General features: G+C 37.5%; 14 protein-coding genes and 2 tRNA genes. 4 read left to right on the top strand and 12 right to left on the bottom strand.

The annotated features are described in order from the left end of the window. Nucleotides 1-77: 77 nt before the first annotated feature. Nucleotides 78-773: a hypothetical protein gene (locus VH441_RS00490; protein ID WP_434353539.1), complete on the bottom strand. Its 696-nt coding sequence runs from the start codon at nucleotides 771-773 to the stop codon at nucleotides 78-80. Between the two features lie 349 nt (nucleotides 774-1,122). After that, nucleotides 1,123-1,198: transfer RNA gene (locus VH441_RS00485), tRNA-Gly, on the bottom strand. A gap of 190 nt (nucleotides 1,199-1,388) precedes the next feature. Here VH441_RS00485 and VH441_RS00480 point away from each other — a divergent pair. Next, nucleotides 1,389-3,074, top strand: a complete 1,686-nt coding sequence (locus VH441_RS00480; RefSeq protein WP_434353538.1) for an alpha-keto acid decarboxylase family protein — start codon at nucleotides 1,389-1,391, stop codon at nucleotides 3,072-3,074. 147 nt (nucleotides 3,075-3,221) lie between these two features. Continuing rightward, a tRNA-Ile gene (locus VH441_RS00475) sits at nucleotides 3,222-3,298 on the top strand. Nucleotides 3,299-3,478: 180 nt separating this feature from the next. Here the strand turns inward: VH441_RS00475 and wrbA are convergent. Beyond that, nucleotides 3,479-4,072, bottom strand: a complete 594-nt coding sequence (wrbA, locus tag VH441_RS00470; protein ID WP_434353537.1) for an NAD(P)H:quinone oxidoreductase — start codon at nucleotides 4,070-4,072, stop codon at nucleotides 3,479-3,481. 177 nt (nucleotides 4,073-4,249) lie between these two features. On the opposite strand from wrbA, the gene VH441_RS00465 reads away from it, so the two are divergent. Further along, nucleotides 4,250-5,137 (top strand): YhjD/YihY/BrkB family envelope integrity protein, encoded by an 888-nt coding sequence (locus tag VH441_RS00465; RefSeq protein WP_434353536.1) that lies wholly within the window; start codon nucleotides 4,250-4,252, stop codon nucleotides 5,135-5,137. On the opposite strand, the gene VH441_RS00460 is transcribed toward VH441_RS00465, so the two are convergent. The 4 genes from VH441_RS00460 to VH441_RS00445 all read right to left on the bottom strand — a co-directional run bounded on the left by VH441_RS00460 (nucleotide 5,138) and on the right by VH441_RS00445 (nucleotide 8,666). Next, entirely contained in the window at nucleotides 5,138-5,665 is a 528-nt protein-coding gene (locus VH441_RS00460) for a thioesterase family protein (protein WP_434353535.1), read from the bottom strand. It lies immediately after the preceding gene. A gap of 89 nt (nucleotides 5,666-5,754) precedes the next feature. Further along, complete coding sequence (locus tag VH441_RS00455; protein ID WP_434353534.1) at nucleotides 5,755-7,155, bottom strand: NAD(P)(+) transhydrogenase (Re/Si-specific) subunit beta; 1,401 nt, start codon at nucleotides 7,153-7,155, stop codon at nucleotides 5,755-5,757. Next, nucleotides 7,152-7,520 (bottom strand): proton-translocating transhydrogenase family protein, encoded by a 369-nt coding sequence (locus VH441_RS00450; RefSeq protein ID WP_434353533.1) that lies wholly within the window; start codon nucleotides 7,518-7,520, stop codon nucleotides 7,152-7,154. Before VH441_RS00450 ends, VH441_RS00455 begins: the two co-directional genes overlap by 4 nt. 15 nt (nucleotides 7,521-7,535) lie before the next feature. Next, a complete protein-coding gene (locus VH441_RS00445; protein WP_434353532.1) occupies nucleotides 7,536-8,666 on the bottom strand; it encodes a Re/Si-specific NAD(P)(+) transhydrogenase subunit alpha in 1,131 nt (376 codons plus the stop codon). Between the two features lie 412 nt (nucleotides 8,667-9,078). On the opposite strand from VH441_RS00445, the gene yaaA reads away from it, so the two are divergent. Beyond that, the gene (gene yaaA, locus VH441_RS00440; protein WP_434353531.1) at nucleotides 9,079-9,879 is read left to right on the top strand and encodes a peroxide stress protein YaaA; all 801 of its coding nucleotides are present in this window, start codon (nucleotides 9,079-9,081) and stop codon (nucleotides 9,877-9,879) included. A 119-nt stretch (nucleotides 9,880-9,998) separates the two neighbouring features. Here the strand turns inward: yaaA and VH441_RS00435 are convergent, their stop codons facing one another. From VH441_RS00435 to VH441_RS00415, 5 genes are all read right to left on the bottom strand, one after another. Next, nucleotides 9,999-11,048 carry a Cj0069 family protein gene (locus tag VH441_RS00435; protein ID WP_434353530.1) on the bottom strand — a complete coding sequence of 350 codons (1,050 nt, stop codon included), beginning with the start codon at nucleotides 11,046-11,048 and terminating at the stop codon, nucleotides 9,999-10,001. A gap of 367 nt (nucleotides 11,049-11,415) precedes the next feature. Continuing rightward, a complete protein-coding gene (gene groL / locus VH441_RS00430) occupies nucleotides 11,416-13,065 on the bottom strand; it encodes a chaperonin GroEL (RefSeq protein WP_434354403.1) in 1,650 nt (549 codons plus the stop codon). A gap of 46 nt (nucleotides 13,066-13,111) precedes the next feature. Continuing rightward, nucleotides 13,112-13,402, bottom strand: coding sequence for a co-chaperone GroES (groES, locus tag VH441_RS00425; RefSeq protein ID WP_434353529.1), 291 nt, complete (start codon nucleotides 13,400-13,402; stop codon nucleotides 13,112-13,114). Between the two features lie 243 nt (nucleotides 13,403-13,645). Beyond that, nucleotides 13,646-15,736, bottom strand: coding sequence for a TRAP transporter permease (locus VH441_RS00420; protein WP_434353528.1), 2,091 nt, complete (start codon nucleotides 15,734-15,736; stop codon nucleotides 13,646-13,648). Between the two features lie 330 nt (nucleotides 15,737-16,066). Beyond that, the gene (locus VH441_RS00415) at nucleotides 16,067-17,068 is read right to left on the bottom strand and encodes a TAXI family TRAP transporter solute-binding subunit (protein WP_434353527.1); all 1,002 of its coding nucleotides are present in this window, start codon (nucleotides 17,066-17,068) and stop codon (nucleotides 16,067-16,069) included. Nucleotides 17,069-17,367 lie beyond the last annotated feature (299 nt).

Raw genomic sequence — 17,367 nt, 5'->3', positions numbered from 1 at the left:
TTATGACGAGTTAAAACCCCAGCCTACGGTTCCTACAAAGTATTATTTAAGCCTACACAAAATAAGGATTTGGTGGTTTATCCAAAAATTACCAATAAAAGTAGTGTTGGCATCCCTATTAAAAATGTTAAACCACGTATAAAAAGATAAATATTGTTAAACCTATTATTCAGCTTCACAAAAAATGGATGCATTAATGGATAGCTTTTGCAATAAGTAATAATTGCCATTAGATAAGAGAAATAAGATATTATATGCTCCCAAATATGGTTATAGAAACCTTGTTCATCTAATCCATTTACGTAAAGTATTATATAACTTAATATGCTTTCAGCAAAAAATATTAAGATACTATAAATAATAAGTCGTTGGATAGAGCTTTTATTAAAGTTATTGGCTCCTAAATATGCTATTCCAATAGGAAATAAACATATTAATGAGATATTGCTATATAATGTTGTTAAAATCCCTTCTGTACCTATTAAAAAAGTAATTATTTTATGAATAAATATCAATACGACTATTGTTAATACCACTTTAGCAATAAACTTTTGTGTAAAGTTTTTAATCCTGTTTGCATAAAGAATGCTTGCTAAGATTAATTGAAGAAGATGTACACAAAAAATAATTATTAAATTATATCCTTCCCAAATACTTTGCGGTATATAAGCTAATGCAAGATAAATAAGAAGAAATACTGATATAGAAGCTGATGATAAATAGAAACTTGTAAAACTTTCTAAAAATTTCAACTTTTCTTTAAAGTAAATCATTGGCAAACCTTTCTAGTTAAATTCTTTTGGTAATTCATCAAGCAAGCGTAGGCTGGGCTTGTAGCCCAGCAATAGCATTGCCTAACCAAATCTAGTCGTATTCAAAGTCCATTATAGTTAATATACCACCATTACCCCAGTCAGTCGGATAAATACCATTTGCAATATAGCATACGCCTCTAACATTGTTATGCTATGTGCCTTTACTTTTGTTCAATATTATTCTTCAGGGCCATTTTGGCATTTAGTTGTGTGGGGTTATGTTGGTTGTGCTGGGCAAGATGCCCAAATAACAGGCAATAAAAAAGACCAAGTAACAATTTAATGTGTACTTGGTCTTTTTAGAATTTGGAGCGGGAAACGAGATTCGAACTCGCGACCCCGACCTTGGCAAGGTCGTGCTCTACCAACTGAGCTATTCCCGCTGAATGTGCAGGGTATTATACTGGTTTATTTTTGTGTGTCAACACTTTTTAGCACAAAAATTTATATAAAATAACAAACCAACTCGCCCAATTATTATTTTAGATTATATATTGTATAATTATTTTTTATACACTATTATTATTCCTCTAAATTTTGCCAATAGTTATTGAGTAAAGAGGATAAAAATAAATGCAAAAGACAAAACAACAAACACCCTATACAATTGCCGATTACTTATTTGACCGAGTCCATGAAGCAGGCGCAACTGATATTTTTGGTGTGCCAGGCGACTTTAACCTCCCTTTTTTAGACAATATCATTGCATCAAACAAGCTTAGCTGGGTTGGCAACACAAATGAGTTAAATGCCGGCTATGCTGCAGACGGCTATGCCAGAGAGCGTGGTTTTGCCGCATTTATCACAACCTTTGGTGTTGGTGAGCTATCCGCAGTTAATGCAACCGCCGGTTCTTATGCCGAATATGCACCCGTTTTACACATTGTGGGTGCCCCAAACTTAGCTTTACAAAACAGCAAACGCAAAATCCATCACACTTTAGGTGACGGCGTGTTTAACCACTTTATGAGCATGATTGAACCGATAACAGTTGCTAAAGCCCAAATTACCACTGATAACGCCGCAACAGAAATTGATAGAGTCATACGCATGATTTTGCAAGAAAATCGACCTGGCTATCTACTGCTATCGCCAGACGTTGCCAGAACCCCTATTTACCCACCTACAACTAAACTGATTGATACGGTAGAAGATATCACTAGCCAAGCGGCATTAAACGATTTTAAAGAGTATGTCGCAAAGTTTATAGATGGCAAAACCACCACGTTAATTGCTGATTTAATGGTGCATAGACAAGGTTTACAAAATGAACTAAAGGCATTAATTAAAGATACTAACATCCCTTTTAGCACCTTATCTTGGGGTAAAACACTCCTTGATGAGCATAGCGAACGTTGGGCGGGCACATATGCAGGGATTGCATCACGCCCTGTTGTTAAAGATGCCGTTGAAAATGCAGAATGCTTAATAAAAATTGGGGTGAACTATACAGACACAACAACCGCCGGTTTTAGTCAAGAAATTGATGAAAAACGTGTGGTTGACTTACATTATGAGCGTGCCAGTGTTGGTGGTAAAGTGTTTGCCCCTATCTCACTTAAAGATTCATTATCAGCTTTGCATGAGGTATTAACTAAGGTCAATGTTATTGCCAAACCGTTAATCGATGTACCAGAAGAGTTTAAACAAAAAGGCGATGATAATAGCCCGCTAAAACAAGATGATTTATGGCAAATTATTGCGCAATGTTTTGATGGTAATAATGTGGTTTTTGCCGAGCAAGGTACCTCTTACTTTGGGATAAGCGACGTGCGTTTACCACAAGGCGTGACCTTTTACGGACAGCCAATGTGGGGCTCTATTGGTTACACATTGCCAGCTTGTTTAGGTGCTGGCATGGCATCACCAGAAAAACGCCCTGTATTATTGATTGGAGATGGTTCTGCCCTACTTACCATACAAGAACTTGCGGTTATGATCCGTGAAAAACTCAATCCAGTCATTATGCTCATTAATAATGATGGTTACACCGTAGAAAGAGCCATTCATGGAGCAAAGCAATCTTATAACGATATACCAAGCGTGGATTGGCAATTAATGCCACATGCTTTTGGGGCAGATGAAACCAATTGTTTAATGCTAAAAGCCGAAACACCAGCCACATTAAGACAGTCGTTAGAACAAGCCAATCAAAATAAAGATAAAATGGTGTTTATTGAAATCATGACAGATAGATATGACATTCCCCCTTTATTAGAACAAATTGCTTCTGCTTTAACGAACGCATCAAAAAAATAAAACAATAAAATCGCCCAATGTTTGCTTAGCTATTGCAAATTTGTAAAATTAAGGTATTATATATCGCCTACTCTAGTGACACATATGCAATCTATTCTATTCATTGTTGTTAATAGTTAAATGATTGCCATAACTGGTGTACAACTAGGGCCCATAGCTCAGTTGGTTAGAGCAGTGGACTCATAATCCATTGGTCGCAGGTTCGAGTCCTGCTGGGCCCACCAATTTTGTAAAAATAGCTTTAAGCTATAAAAGCAAAAGCCGTTCTATATTAATCAGAACGGCTTTTTTTGTGCCTATTTTTTAACTAATTTAAAAAAACTGTCAATTCAGTACTTTTCAATTCAATACTTTTAGTTAAGCACTTTTAAGTAACCAATAGCCATAAAAGATACAAGTATCGATTAAAGAAGCTTTTTAGCTACTTCTGCCAATCGTTTGCCTTGTGCAACCGCCAATAGTTTTTCATCTTCACTCATTGGGTGGTCGTGCGTTGCTCCACTCACATGCGTGACTCCATAAGGTGTGCCACCACGGTTGGTTCGGTTTAATGCAGGTTCTGAATACGGTAAACCAATCATCATCATGCCATGATGCAACAGCGGCAACATCATACTCATTAACGTGGTTTCTTGCCCACCGTGCATAGAACCTGTGCTAGTAAACACACAGGCAGGTTTATTTTGTAAATTACCTGCCATCCATACTGTTACGGTATTATCCAAAAAATATTTTAATGAGGCAGACATATTACCAAAATAAGTTGGGCTACCCATTGCCAATCCAACACAATCCTTTAAGTCATCAGCACTGCAATACAAGTCGCCTTCTTCAGGAATGGCTGGCTTAATTTCTGTGGTTTCAGCTGCCACACTTGGTACTGTGCGGATTTTTACCGCCATACCCGTTTGAGTAACCCCTTGAGCAATTTGATATGCAAGTTGTTTTGTTGTGCCATAATTTGATTGATATAGCACCAAAATGTAAGGCTCTGCCATATTTACTCCCTATTTGGAATATGTGTGTTTTTAAAATATTAACAAAAAATGTAGGCAATTTATAAAGTAACTCTATTATGCCTAGTCATAAAAAAACATGCAAAGTTTACAGGCTTTTTACACGCGTTTTTTTGGTAAAATAAAGCCATCACAAAAATACCTTAATATAAGTATCATATGAAAAACACAAAAGTTAAACCCAACATGTTACACAAAACCAGTCATTTTTTTGTGCTTGTTTTAAAAAACTTTTTCAACAAAAACACATCACAAATAGCTGCGTCGCTCACTTATACAACGCTCCTATCTATCGTGCCAATACTTACCGTGCTACTGATTGTGCTATCAACGATACCTGCGTTAGAGTCCACTCGAGAGCAAATATATAGCCTAATTTATAGCAACCTAATGCCACAATCGAGTGTTCAACTTAAAGAGTACATTAATAAATTTACAGAACAGTCTTTTAATTTAACCGCAGTTGGTATCATCATGTTATTTGTTACAACCGTCATTACGTTGATAAAAGTTGAGGTGGCGTTTAACCATATTTGGGACATAGATATTTTTAAACGCGATCAATCGAAATCATTATTTAAAGCACTTGTATATAGCTTATTTCGTCATCTTACGATTATTGCGATAGTGCCTTTGGTATTAGGGATTGCCTTTGTAGCGTCGGCATTTATACAAGGTCTTAGCTTTTTAAATCAACAAATTTATGGTTATGCTATTAACTGGGCGATATGGGCAAAGGTGATTTCTTACTCGATTACTGCCATCGGCTTTACTGCCATGTATTGGTTCATACCCAAAGTAAACGTGCCTATTAAATCCGCCTTTATCTCTGGGGTCATCATTTCTTTATTGTTTGAAGCAACCAAGTTTTTATTTGCAATTATCATGAGCCACTCAACTAACTACTCCACAATTTATGGTGCCTTTGCCGCATTACCCATTTTATTAATTTGGATTCACATATCTTGGAACTTAATTTTATTGGGGGTTATACTCAGTCATACACTCACAAAATTAAATGACCAAGTACATAAAACACATGTTTAGTTAGCTTGATGACGGTTGGTTTTTTATTGCCGTTTGGTTGTTTTGCCAAGTTTCAACAACTTGTGTGATGTGGGTATCATCCAATCCAATATCTGCTGGTAAGCATTTTTGTTTGTTTGCCACTAGCAGCACTTTAGTTAACCCTATCGATACAACTTGCTGCTTAACTTTAAAAGTATGCTGAAAATAAATATACTTGTTGTCCCAACCTTCAATTTTTGTTTCTACACTCAATTGATCTAAAAACTTAACTTCTTTAAGATACACGATTTCTTGCATGGCAACTAACGAGTGTATTTTACAGCCAAAGGTTTTACTAACTTTTAATAAAAACTTGCTAATGTTGAGTTCAATAAAAGATAAATATCTATAATTTGGTAAGTGCAAACGCCAGCCCATATCATGCGGTAATATACGATAGCTTTGCTTAATTGTTTGAGATAAAAGCTGCTTTTGTGACTCTTTTTGCATGCTAAGCTCTCGTATTAACAAAAGTTTCATGAAAAAAAATCGAGTTAACATATTCATAATTGTTATCCTTAACTATTGCCCTTTTGGGTTATTAAAGCAATAAAAAAGCCACTTATGTGACTTTTTTATTTTGATTAAACTAAAGTTTAATGACCTGTTCCGTTAATGCTACGAACCATTTCTTCAACCATTTTCTTAGCATCGCCAAAAATCATCATGGTTTTATCCATATAGAATAGGCTGTTATCCAAACCAGCATAACCCGTATTCATAGAACGCTTAATAACCATAACTGTTTGTGCTTTAGCAGCTTCTAAAATTGGCATACCAAAAATTGGAGAGTTAGGATCATCTTTAGCAGATGGGTTCACTACATCGTTTGCACCAATGACTAAAACAACGTCTGTACTTGGGAAGTCTGAGTTAATTTCATCCATTTCAAGAATATCATCATATGGCACGTCAGCTTCTGCAAGTAGTACGTTCATGTGTCCTGGCATACGACCAGCAACTGGGTGAATTGCAAAACGTACATTCACGCCTTGTTCTTTCAATAGGTCATATAATTCTTTCACGGCATTTTGCGCGCGCCCTTGTGCCATACCATAACCTGGTACAATAATGACATCGCTTGCATTTGACATTAAGAAGCCAGCATCTTCGGCAGAACCAGATTTATAGGTTTTAGCAACCCCATCATCTGCGGCAGCGGCTTCGCCACCAGTGCCCATACCACCAAACAATACGTTTAATAGTGAACGGTTCATGGCGTTACACATAATGTAAGACAAAATAGCACCTGATGAACCAACTAAAGAACCTGCAATAATAAGCATTGAGTTGCCTAAAGTAAAACCAATGCCGGCTGCTGCCCAACCAGAAAATGAGTTAAGCAAAGAAACCACTACTGGCATATCACCACCACCAATTGGGGCAATCCACATCCAGCCAAATACAACAGCCAATGCTGTCATTGCATAAAACGCATTTAAGTCGTCAGTTACAAAATACAAGACACCAAAACCAATCATGGCGATAAATAATAGCGCTTGTAGTGGTTTTACCCATCCGCCACCAATGGTTTTAGCCCATTTTTTACCACCCAGTTTACCAAAAGCAAACACAGAGGCAGAAAACGTAATAGCACCAATAAAGCAACCAATGAATAATTCAAGTCTGGCAATAGTTGAATGCGCTTCTCCAGTATGCAATACCGCAGCAACGGCGATGGCAACAGCAGCTAAACCAACAAACGAGTGCATTAAAGCAACGGTTTCTGGCATTTGCGTCATTGCAACGGTTTTGGCTTTCCACATACCAACAAGTGCACCTAGCACCATCGCACCAATAATTAGCCACAGTACAGGACCTTCGGCTAAAAAGAAGGTGGTAATCACAGCAATTGTCATCGCTGCCATACCAAAACGGTTACCTTTAACAGCCGTTTTTGGGCTAGATAGCCCACGCAGTGTTAAAACAAACAGTACTGCACCAATTAAGTAAAACCAATCTGCATTTTGTGCAATAAATTGAGGGATAATATTCATGCATCACCTCCTGAATCTTTTGCTGGTTTTGCTTTTTCTTTTGGCTTAAACATAGAAAGCATACGCTCTGTTACCGCAAAACCACCAAAAATATTAATACTTGCCAAAAATACAGCAAAAGCACCTAACAAACTTGTGGCAGTGATGGCATTGCCATCAATCGTCACGGTTTGCAACATGGCACCCACAATAACAATACTCGATAACGCATTAGTTACCGCCATTAAAGGGGTGTGTAACGCAGGGGTTACACCCCAAACAACATAATAGCCAACAAAAATAGCTAATATAAAAATGGTAAAAATTGCCACAAAAGGGGTAGAACCTAGCCCAGATCCAGCAGCAGCTAAAATAGTTGCCATCATAAAACTCTCCTCACATTAATCTTTTTTTAGCAATACTTGACCGTTATGGGTCACGGCTAAAGCACCCTGAATTTCATCAGTTAAGTCGATAGCTAAGTTACCAGACTCATCAAACAAGGTCGTCGCAAAATTCACTAAGTTATTTGCATATAAGTCTGATGACTGTGCTGCTAGCTCTGATGGTATGTTAGATGCACCAACAATACGCACGCCATTATCAGTTACAACGGTTTTACCTGATTCACAACCTTCAACATTACCACCCGTTGATGCAGCCATATCTACTAAAACAGAACCTGCCTTCATTTTATCTAATGTTGATTTATGAATAAGGCGAGGTGCTTGTCTGCCCGGTATTTGAGCAGTTGTAATCACAATATCTGCGGCACTGACAGCTTTATCTACCACTTGTGCTTGATCTTTAATGTATTGCTCAGATGGTCTCCAAGCATAGCCACCTGTTGATTTTGCTTTTTCTTTTTCTTCATCGCTCATTGGTACGTCAAGCCATTTACCACCAACCGATTCAACCTGCTCTTTTACAGAAGGTCGTAAATCACTTGCTTCAACAACCGCGCCTAAACGTTTTGCAGTTGCAATCGCCTGCAAACCAGCAACCCCAACGCCCAAGATTACTACTTTGGCTGGCTTTACTGTACCGGCAGAAGTCATAAACATTGGAAACGGGCGTGAATAAGCATTTGCCGCCATTAATACTGCTTTATAGCCTGCCAAGTTTGCTTGCGATGATAAAACATCCATATTTTGCGCTCTTGACAAAGTACGTGGCAAAAGCTCCATTGCAAAAGCAGTTACGCCTTGTTGTGCATAGCTATCTAATTGTTCATTTCTATACGGGTCTAATGCACCAATTACCATACTGTTTTGCTTTAACTTGCTTACTTGCTCAGGTAATAAATCCTCTACCACCATAATCATATCTGCAGTCTGCAAAACTTGGGTATCATCTGTTGCAATGCTTGCCCCGGCTTGTTTATATAGCTCATCATTATAATAAGCAGTTAAACCAACACCTGACTCAGCAATAACTTCATGCCCTGCTTTTATCAACTTTTTACAAGCGTCTGGCGTTAAAGCGACCCGTTTTTCATGCTCGCTGTGCGTTTTTACAACACCAACTTTCATATCCTCTCCTACCTTTTGTTCTTAGTAATAATCCAAGAATTAATATAATTGAATCTATATAACTGATTTTATATATAAAAAAAATAAATGCTAAAATAAAAAACATAATTAAAATGAATTATAGGTAATCACAGTCATTAGTTGCATTTAAAAATTGTGACTGGTTAGTATATTTTTTTATTAAATGTAAGCACTATCCGCTAAAAAGCAAAAAAAAGTTTATACTTTATCTATTAATAACTCAATAAAAAACTCGATGATATTGAGTTTTAAAGCTTAAATCGCACTATTTTACTATGTTTTATCCCCGATAATGATAGATAGCTTTGTATTCTGCTTTTGTTTTCATATAAAATAATTATCTACTGATTATTTTTATGCCCTTCATATTTAATTTTACTTAGGATTTGTTATGTATTTTTTATTATCACCAGCAAAAAGTTTAAATGAAAAAGACAATGTGCCAATCAACGTAGCCGATCAATATAGCCAACCTGCCTTAATTGAAGCCGCTTGTGAATTAATGAAAACATTAAAACAAAAAGACCCAATTGACTTAATGCAGCTGATGAAAATATCAGACAAAATTGCCCAACTAAATAGTGAGCGAAATCAAGCTTGGTGTTGGAGCAAAACCGTCCCTTTTACAATCGATACAGCAAAACCTGCTGTTTACCTTTTTGATGGTGATGTTTATACAGGACTAGATGTTTATGACATGAAAAAGCAAACAGTTGAATACTTAAACACTCATGTGGGTATTTTGTCTGGTCTTTATGGTTTGTTAAAGCCACTAGACTTGATTTTACCTTACCGTTTAGAGATGGGTACCAAACTTGCCAACAATAAAGGCGATAATTTATATAACTTTTGGGATAAGCAAATTGCTGAATTAATCAATAAACGCATCCCAACTACTGACAATGTATTGATTAATCTTGCTTCTAATGAATATTTTAAATCGGTTGATAAAAAAACACTCAATGCTAAAGTGATTACCCCAAGGTTTGAGGACGAAAAAAATGGCAAATTTAAAGTCATTAGTTTTTATGCAAAAAAAGCACGTGGATTGATGGTTAAATATGCCGCGGACAACCAGCTGACGAGTGCCGAGCAACTAAAAGACTTTAATCTTGCAGGTTATTACTATTGCCCAGAACTGTCGGACGATAAAACTTGGACATTTAGAAGAGATGAAAATATAACAGCGTAAAAATAAAACATAGCTAACATCAATCACGTAACTGTTTCTACATAAGAATCTATACGCCATACATAAAAAAAGTGGAACCTAAGTTCCACCTTTTTTTAATTTATAAACTGATTATATAATTACGCGTTCGCTTCTACACGGCGGATAACTTCTTCAGCAATCACGTCTTGGATGCCTTGATCAAGGTGGCTTGTAAAGCCAACGCATGAGCAGTTAATTTCACCCAATACATAAGTATCATTGCCTGCTTCATCTTTATCACCAAGCATAAAGTCCGCTGTCCAAATTAGTGGGATATCAAAACCACCTAGCTTGTCAGAAATAACAGGTAATGAATCGTTAAATAACGTCATTAATTCTGCCCAGTCTTCTGGCTTGTCGTACGTATATTTAGCACCTGAGAATAAAGTCGCTGAGAAAGCATCTTCAGCATCTGCTGGTTTTTTGTGTACAACAAAAATTGGCTTGTCACCAATTAAAAGAATACGGATTTCACCTTCTTTAATACGTGGCATAAAGCGCATATCTACAAGCATGCCATTTTCGCCAACAATATACTGTTCACAAAACTTCATGAAATCGCCAAGCGTATTGTATTCAACATGGTTATCAACCGCTTCAGTACACTTAAGCTTTGTATCTAGTGGTAGGCTGTCACCTGGTTTAAAGTCAATGCTTTCTTCAATTTGCACACGCCAGATACCTTCACCCGTTGAACCACGGTTTTGTTTAAGTACACGCTCACCCCAAGAGATGCTTGATGGGAAGATTTTAGTAAACTCTTCTACTGTATAGTAAGCATAAGTGTCATCAGGAACCAGATCCGTATCGGCGAGTTTCACCAATGCATCTTTAGCACCAAAGTTTGTCATCGCATCTGGATGTGACATGCCAACCAAGCCAGCATCTGATAGCTTGCGTAGTGTTTCAAAATACATTTTTTCGCCAGTAGCCAAGTTACCTGGATTAATACGGCTGATATAACCATCAAACTTTTCTTTTGCGTATTCGTAAATATCGTCTGCCCATTCATCACGGAAGTATACAACCTCAGCATGCCAACCCTTTTCTTGGATAGCTTCTACGATTGGCATGGTGTCTTTACGGTGTCCATTAAAAATTTTGTCTGAACCGCCTTCTGCTTCAAAAACAACAACACTCTTTTTCATTTACTTCTCCTGTTATTAATGGCCACCTTTGGGCAACCGGGTTGAAAAACTTACTATTTGTGTGTATTTATAATTTATTACAATATTACACTTTGTTATGGCTTTCATCAACATCTGTTTGCTTTATTTTTTGACGATAACAACCTAGTTTTACATTTTAATGAAGCCCCTTAAAATCAATAATAAAAAACCCTCTAGATTTTTGCATCTAAAGGGTTTTTCTACTTTTTTAATAACAATGATAGGATAAACATTAGGGGTATATAGCGTTTAATAAAACTTGCTAGAAGACAGCCAAGCGATATGCACAATGCATAATTAACCTGTGCTTACAAGCAATAAGTTTTTTATTTTATAAACGACTATTTTACATCATACCGCCCATGCCACCCATACCGCCCATGCCACCAGCAGGCATGCCCGCCATTGGATCAGCTGCTTCTGGCAAATCAGTAATCATTGCTTCGGTCGTTAGCATTAAGCCAGCTACAGATGCTGCGTGTTCTAAAGCTGAACGGGTTACTTTTGCAGGGTCAAGGATACCCATTTCAATCATATCGCCATATTCACCACTTGCTGCGTTATAGCCAAAGTTGCCTTCGCCACTTTTCACTTCGTTAACAACCACAGACGCTTCATCACCGGCGTTAGAAACGATTTGACGTAATGGTGCTTCCATCGCACGGCGTAAAATGTTGATACCTGCTGTTTGGTCGTCATTATCACCAATTATTTCATTAAGGCTTGCCATTGCTCTTACTAATGCCACACCACCACCAGGTACAACGCCTTCTTCTACTGCGGCACGCGTTGCATGCAAGGCATCATCTACACGGTCTTTCTTCTCTTTCATTTCTGTTTCGGTCGCTGCGCCAACTTTAATCACCGCAACACCACCAGATAGCTTAGCAATACGCTCTTGTAGTTTTTCTTTATCGTATTCAGAAGTTGATTCTTCTACTTGACGACGAATAGATTCTACACGCTCTTCAATATCTGCTTTATTGCCAACACCATCAACAATGACAGTATCTTCTTTACCAACGGTGATTTTTTTAGCAGTACCTAAAACATCTAAAGTTGCGGTTTCTAAGCTCATACCAACTTCTTCAGAAACAACGGTTGCACCTGTTAAAATAGCAATATCTTGTAGCATTGCTTTACGACGGTCACCAAAACCTGGGGCTTTTACGGCACAAGTTTTTAAACCACCACGCATGTTGTTAACAACTAAGGTTGCTAGTGCTTCATTTTCTACATCTTCAGCAATAATCAATAAAGGCTTATTAGATTGCATGACTTGCTCTAGTAACGGCACAATCTCACGAATGTTTGCAATTTTTTTGTCAACCAACAAAATGTATGGGTTTTCAAACTCTGCTGTTAAGCTGTCTTGTTTGTTAGCAAAGTATGGGCTAATGTAACCACGGTCAAATTGCATGCCTTCAACTACTTCTAAGGTATCTTCAAAGCCTGAACCTTCTTCAACCGTAATAACGCCTTTTTTGCCAACCGTTTCCATCGCCTGAGAAATTAACTCACCAACTTTGGCATCTGAGTTAGCAGAAATAGAGCCCACTTGTTCAATGGCTTTAAAGTCATCTGCAGGAGTTGAACAGTTGTGAATCTCTTCAACTGAAATGCGTACCGCTTTGTCGATACCACGTTTCAAGTCCATTGGGTTCATGCCGGCAGCCACTGATTTCATGCCTTCTGCTAAAATCGCTTGGGCAAGTACCGTTGCTGTAGTTGTACCATCACCAGCCACATCATTGGTTTTACTGGCAACTTCACGCACAAGCTGTGCACCCATGTTTTCAAATTTGTCTTCTAGTTCAATTTCTTTTGCAACAGAAACACCATCTTTAGTAATGGTTGGTGCGCCAAATGATTTATCAATAACCACGTTACGACCTTTTGGCCCTAAGGTTACTTTTACTGCATCCGCAAGTACATTAACACCATCAATCATTTTATTACGTGCATCAATACCAAATTTTACGTCTTTAGCCATTATCGTATTCTCCAATATTTATTATAAGTTTTAAAATATACAGTTAAAATTAAGCCAGTACGCCAAGTACATCAGCTTCTTTCATGATTAGCAGCTCTTCGCCATCGACTTTAACTGTTTGACCAGCGTATTGACCAAATAACACTTTATCACCAACATTAACATCAAGCGGTCTTACATCGCCATTTTCACGAATGTGACCATTACCTACAGCAATAACTTCGCCTTGCTGTGGTTTTTCTTGTGCCGAACCAGGTAGCAAGATACCACCCGCTGTTTTTTGTTCTTCTTCTACACGGCGAACAACAATACGATCATGTAAAGGACGGATACCCATCATTCTACTCCATTGATTAGTTTGAATTTTAAAATTAAAAAGTACTTATTGCGGTTACTCAAAGCGTCGTTATGGGTAATAGCAATAAGGTTGTTTATTGAATGGGGATTAAACGCATTTTGTTCAAGCAAAATACGATGATTTTTTTAAAAAACTACCCACATGTATGCAAATTATAACCATTAAAAAACCCATGGTACTTTAAGCACCATGAGTTTCATTTAAGCCTTAAAATTTATTAACAGCTTATACAATCACTTTATATTTTTTATAACGCTGTGATTGCCATAAATATACCATCGCATAAAGCGCAACACCAATGGCATAGCTTACATATTCATGTGGCAATTTAAATAAGTCTGCAACAACATTTGGTACCATCAACAATACCGTAATTGCCAACAATGCCAACATTTCAATAATGTTGGTTTTAACTTTAACCCAACGTTGTGTAAACGAGGAAAATGCCAACATACCCAAAACGGCCATTAAAAAGATTAGACCAATCTCTAATGGGTTTGTAATCCATACCCAACCAGCTGGATCACGTGGATCATCAGGATTAACACCATCAATTAGCAATAATTTACTGTTGAAAAAGAACATAAACGGTAAAATTGCGGTACGGATATCGTAAGCAAAGCCTTGTAGCCCCGTTTTAATTGGGTCTGAACGTGCAATACCTGCACCAGCATATGCCGCCATACCAACCGGTGGCGTGTCATCTGCCAAAATACCAAAGTAAAACACAAATAAGTGTGCCGCAATTGCAGGGACCAAATAACCTAAGTCGCCACTTAACCCCAAAATGACAGGCGCAGTTAACGATGCCATCACAATATAGTTTGCGGTTGTTGGCAAGCCCATACCTAAAATTAATGATACCACTGCCGTTAATGCCAGTACCGCCACAATGTAACCGCCTGATAAGGTTTCAATCACATCGGCAAGGATAAGACCAATACCTGTTAAAGTAACCGACCCAACTACAATGCCTGCCACACCGGTTGCAATGGCAATTGGCACCATGTTTTTAGCACCATTAATCATACCAACAATAATGTCGCTGATTGCGGTTTTTGCATTTTGCGTAAAACCAATGCCATTTTTTGCAAGCAGTGATTTAACAAATGGCTGAACCAGCATAATCAGTATTAACACGATGATACCATTAAAAGCAGCACGCTGAGGTGACATGCGCAATACAACCAAAGTGTACATAAGGTAAAACACTGGTAATAAAAAGTGCAAACCACTCACAAAAACATCCCAAACTTTGGGTAGTCTGTCTTTTAGTTCGCCTTTAATTCCCAATTTTTTTGCTTCTAAATGCACAATATAAAACAATGCAATATAACTCACAAAGGCAGGGATTGCCGCTGCCATAATAACGCCAGCATAATCCATACCCAAAAACTCAGCAATAATAAATGCTGCAGCACCCATAATTGGTGGCATTAGCTGACCATTGGTTGATGCTGCAACTTCTACCGATGCTGCTTTATAACCAGGAAAGCCCAGTTTCTTCATTAATGGGATTGTAAAAGTACCTGTAGTAACTGTATTAGCAATTGAGGAACCAGAAATAATACCCATCATGCCAGAGGCAGCAACCGATGCTTTTGCAGGTCCACCATCAAAACGTCCCAATGCTGCATAGGCAAGGTTAATAAAATATTGCCCTGCCCCTGCTCGCTCTAGCAATGCCCCAAAGAGTACAAATAAGAAAACATAACTTGCAGAAACACCCAAAGGAACACCAAAAATACCTTCGGTTGTTAAAAACATTTGTCCCATCATTTTTTCGATACTTGCCCCTTTATGGGCTATCAAATCTGGCATCACTTGCCCAAATTTAACATAGCCTAAAAAGATAATAGCGATGATGGCTAAAGCAGGACCCAGCGCACGGCGTGATGCCATTAGCAAAAGAATAATACCTGCAATGGCTGCCCATACGTCTAATTGCAGCCAAGCACCCGAACGGGCATTAAGCTCATTATAAAAAATAAAGATATATAACGCAGAAAGCGAACCAAGTGCCGCTAAAATATAATTCCAGAATGGAATGCTAGACATCGTTTTTTTTGTACGAAACATTGGATACATAAAAAATGCCAATGCAATCGCAAACGATAAGTGAATAGAACGAATGAATACATCATTAATTGGTAAAAGTACAACAAATAATTGAAAAAATGACCAACAAAATGCGATAAAAGCAATCATTCTAAAACCAAATGATTTGGGGTCTAATATACGCTTGCCCTCTAACACATCTGCTTGCTCGTTCTCTGATTGATGTTTTTCTTCATCAATCTTTACAACATTGTCCATAATGTCCTCCTATTTGCTAATGTCACCCTAACCTTATCTAATAAAAATATCTAAACGCTACTATTAACAGCTAATAGCTGCTTGTTCAAACATAGTTTTAAACTAGTAAAAATACAAAAAGCTAATGATGTTGGCATTTTTTCAACATTCTCTAACATTTAAATCTATGATTGATTTTTAAGATATCTCAGAAGAAGCTAAGTGCAAAATGACCACTGTACAAAAATGTTAATGCTTTACACTATACAGTATTTTTGACGATAGTTGTTAGTACAAAAAATTAAGCACAAGTAGTTACCTGTGCTTAATTAAAAAAACTTAGGTCTTTAATTATTCAGCAGAGGCAACTGCTAGACCTTGCTCTTCAAATACTTTTGCCGCAGCAGGGTGTTGAGGCACAGCCAAACCATCTAGCAAAGATTCTTTAGTAATAGTTTTGTATGCCGCATGTGATTCTTTGAAAGTATCAAAGTTATCTAAGATTGCTTTCGTCAATGCTGTTACGGCAGCATCAGACATGTCTTCACGTGTCACTAAAACAGCTTTAACACCAATACTTGGTACATCTGCATCGACACCTTCATAAAAGTCAGCCGAAATTGTACCTTTGGCATAGTATGGATAGTCTGCTACAAGCTTATCAACACCTTCACCATCAATTGGCACTAAGTTAATGCCAACAGAGTTTGCAGCATCTTTAATGTTAGCTGTTGGGTGACCAAACATACCAAAGTAACCATCTACCTTACGATCTTTTAGCATGGTTGGACCTTCAGATGATTTTAGCTCATTTACTAATGCTAAGTCTGATGTGTTAATACCATTCGCTTCAAACACAGATTCTGTTGTCATACGTGTACCACTGCCTGGTACATCGATGTTAATTTTTTTACCTTTTAAATCTGCTAAAGTTTTAATACCCGCATCATCACGCACAACCAAAGCTAAAAGTTCTGGATAAATTGCCATGACACTGCGTAGCTCAGGTACTGGTGCTTCAGCAAACTTGCCTTCGCCATTAAGTGCCTGAAATGCGGTATCACTTTGGCTAATACCAAAGTCAAGTTCGCCTGCTTTAATGGTGTTAACATTGTATACAGAGCCACCGGTTGATTCAACAGAACAACGAATCCCTGTTTCTGCTTTGTTTTCATTCATCATACGGCAGATTGCACCACCAGTAGGATAATAAGTACCTGTTACGCCACCCGTACCGATCGTAATAAACTTAGAACCAGTAGCAGCTTCTGTTGCAGAGTCAGAACTGTTTGAGCAACCCGTTGCCATTGCAGCAGCAAGTGTGGCTACCGCTAAAGTTGGAAATAATTTCATACTTTAACCTTCCTTATTAAATAACTTAATTAATTTACCTGGGTAATATATAAATTGGGAACAAATCCGCAATAAAAGTATAACATAATTTTACGCATTTGTTATTAAATCATATATCTTTTTTATACATATTCATACCAATAGTTAATTAAATTACCATACTTACATCTGTTTGATTTAATTTTTGTATCGCTAGCCCTATGTCAGCTAGTAATATTTAATAACGATTTTTTACAAACAATAGCATAAGCTCACTTGAATATGTAACAATTTATGACCATCATAGAGTCATACACAAC

This window comes from Psychrobacter sp. HD31 (assembly GCF_051097895.1).
In the GTDB taxonomy this organism is placed as follows: Bacteria; Pseudomonadota; Gammaproteobacteria; order Pseudomonadales; family Moraxellaceae; genus Psychrobacter.
The sequence above is the reverse complement of the archived record's forward strand: the minus strand, read 5'-3'. Positions and strand labels throughout refer to the sequence as shown.

Bases quoted from the DNA above. Each gene is read 5' to 3' on its own strand.
- VH441_RS00450 (WP_434353533.1), bottom strand. From the start codon at position 7,520: ATGATGGCAACTATTTTAGCTGCTGCTGGATCTGGGCTAGGTTCTACC.
- groES (WP_434353529.1), bottom strand. From the start codon at position 13,402: ATGATGGGTATCCGTCCTTTACATGATCGTATTGTTGTTCGCCGTGTA.
- VH441_RS00465 (WP_434353536.1), top strand. From the start codon at position 4,250: ATGAAAAACACAAAAGTTAAACCCAACATGTTACACAAAACCAGTCAT.
- VH441_RS00480 (WP_434353538.1), top strand. From the start codon at position 1,389: ATGCAAAAGACAAAACAACAAACACCCTATACAATTGCCGATTACTTA.
- yaaA (WP_434353531.1), top strand. From the start codon at position 9,079: ATGTATTTTTTATTATCACCAGCAAAAAGTTTAAATGAAAAAGACAAT.
- VH441_RS00445 (WP_434353532.1), bottom strand. From the start codon at position 8,666: ATGAAAGTTGGTGTTGTAAAAACGCACAGCGAGCATGAAAAACGGGTC.
- VH441_RS00490 (WP_434353539.1), bottom strand. From the start codon at position 773: ATGATTTACTTTAAAGAAAAGTTGAAATTTTTAGAAAGTTTTACAAGT.
- VH441_RS00455 (WP_434353534.1), bottom strand. From the start codon at position 7,155: ATGAATATTATCCCTCAATTTATTGCACAAAATGCAGATTGGTTTTAC.
- VH441_RS00460 (WP_434353535.1), bottom strand. From the start codon at position 5,665: ATGAATATGTTAACTCGATTTTTTTTCATGAAACTTTTGTTAATACGA.
- wrbA (WP_434353537.1), bottom strand. From the start codon at position 4,072: ATGGCAGAGCCTTACATTTTGGTGCTATATCAATCAAATTATGGCACA.
- VH441_RS00435 (WP_434353530.1), bottom strand. From the start codon at position 11,048: ATGAAAAAGAGTGTTGTTGTTTTTGAAGCAGAAGGCGGTTCAGACAAA.
- VH441_RS00415 (WP_434353527.1), bottom strand. From the start codon at position 17,068: ATGAAATTATTTCCAACTTTAGCGGTAGCCACACTTGCTGCTGCAATG.
- VH441_RS00420 (WP_434353528.1), bottom strand. From the start codon at position 15,736: ATGGACAATGTTGTAAAGATTGATGAAGAAAAACATCAATCAGAGAAC.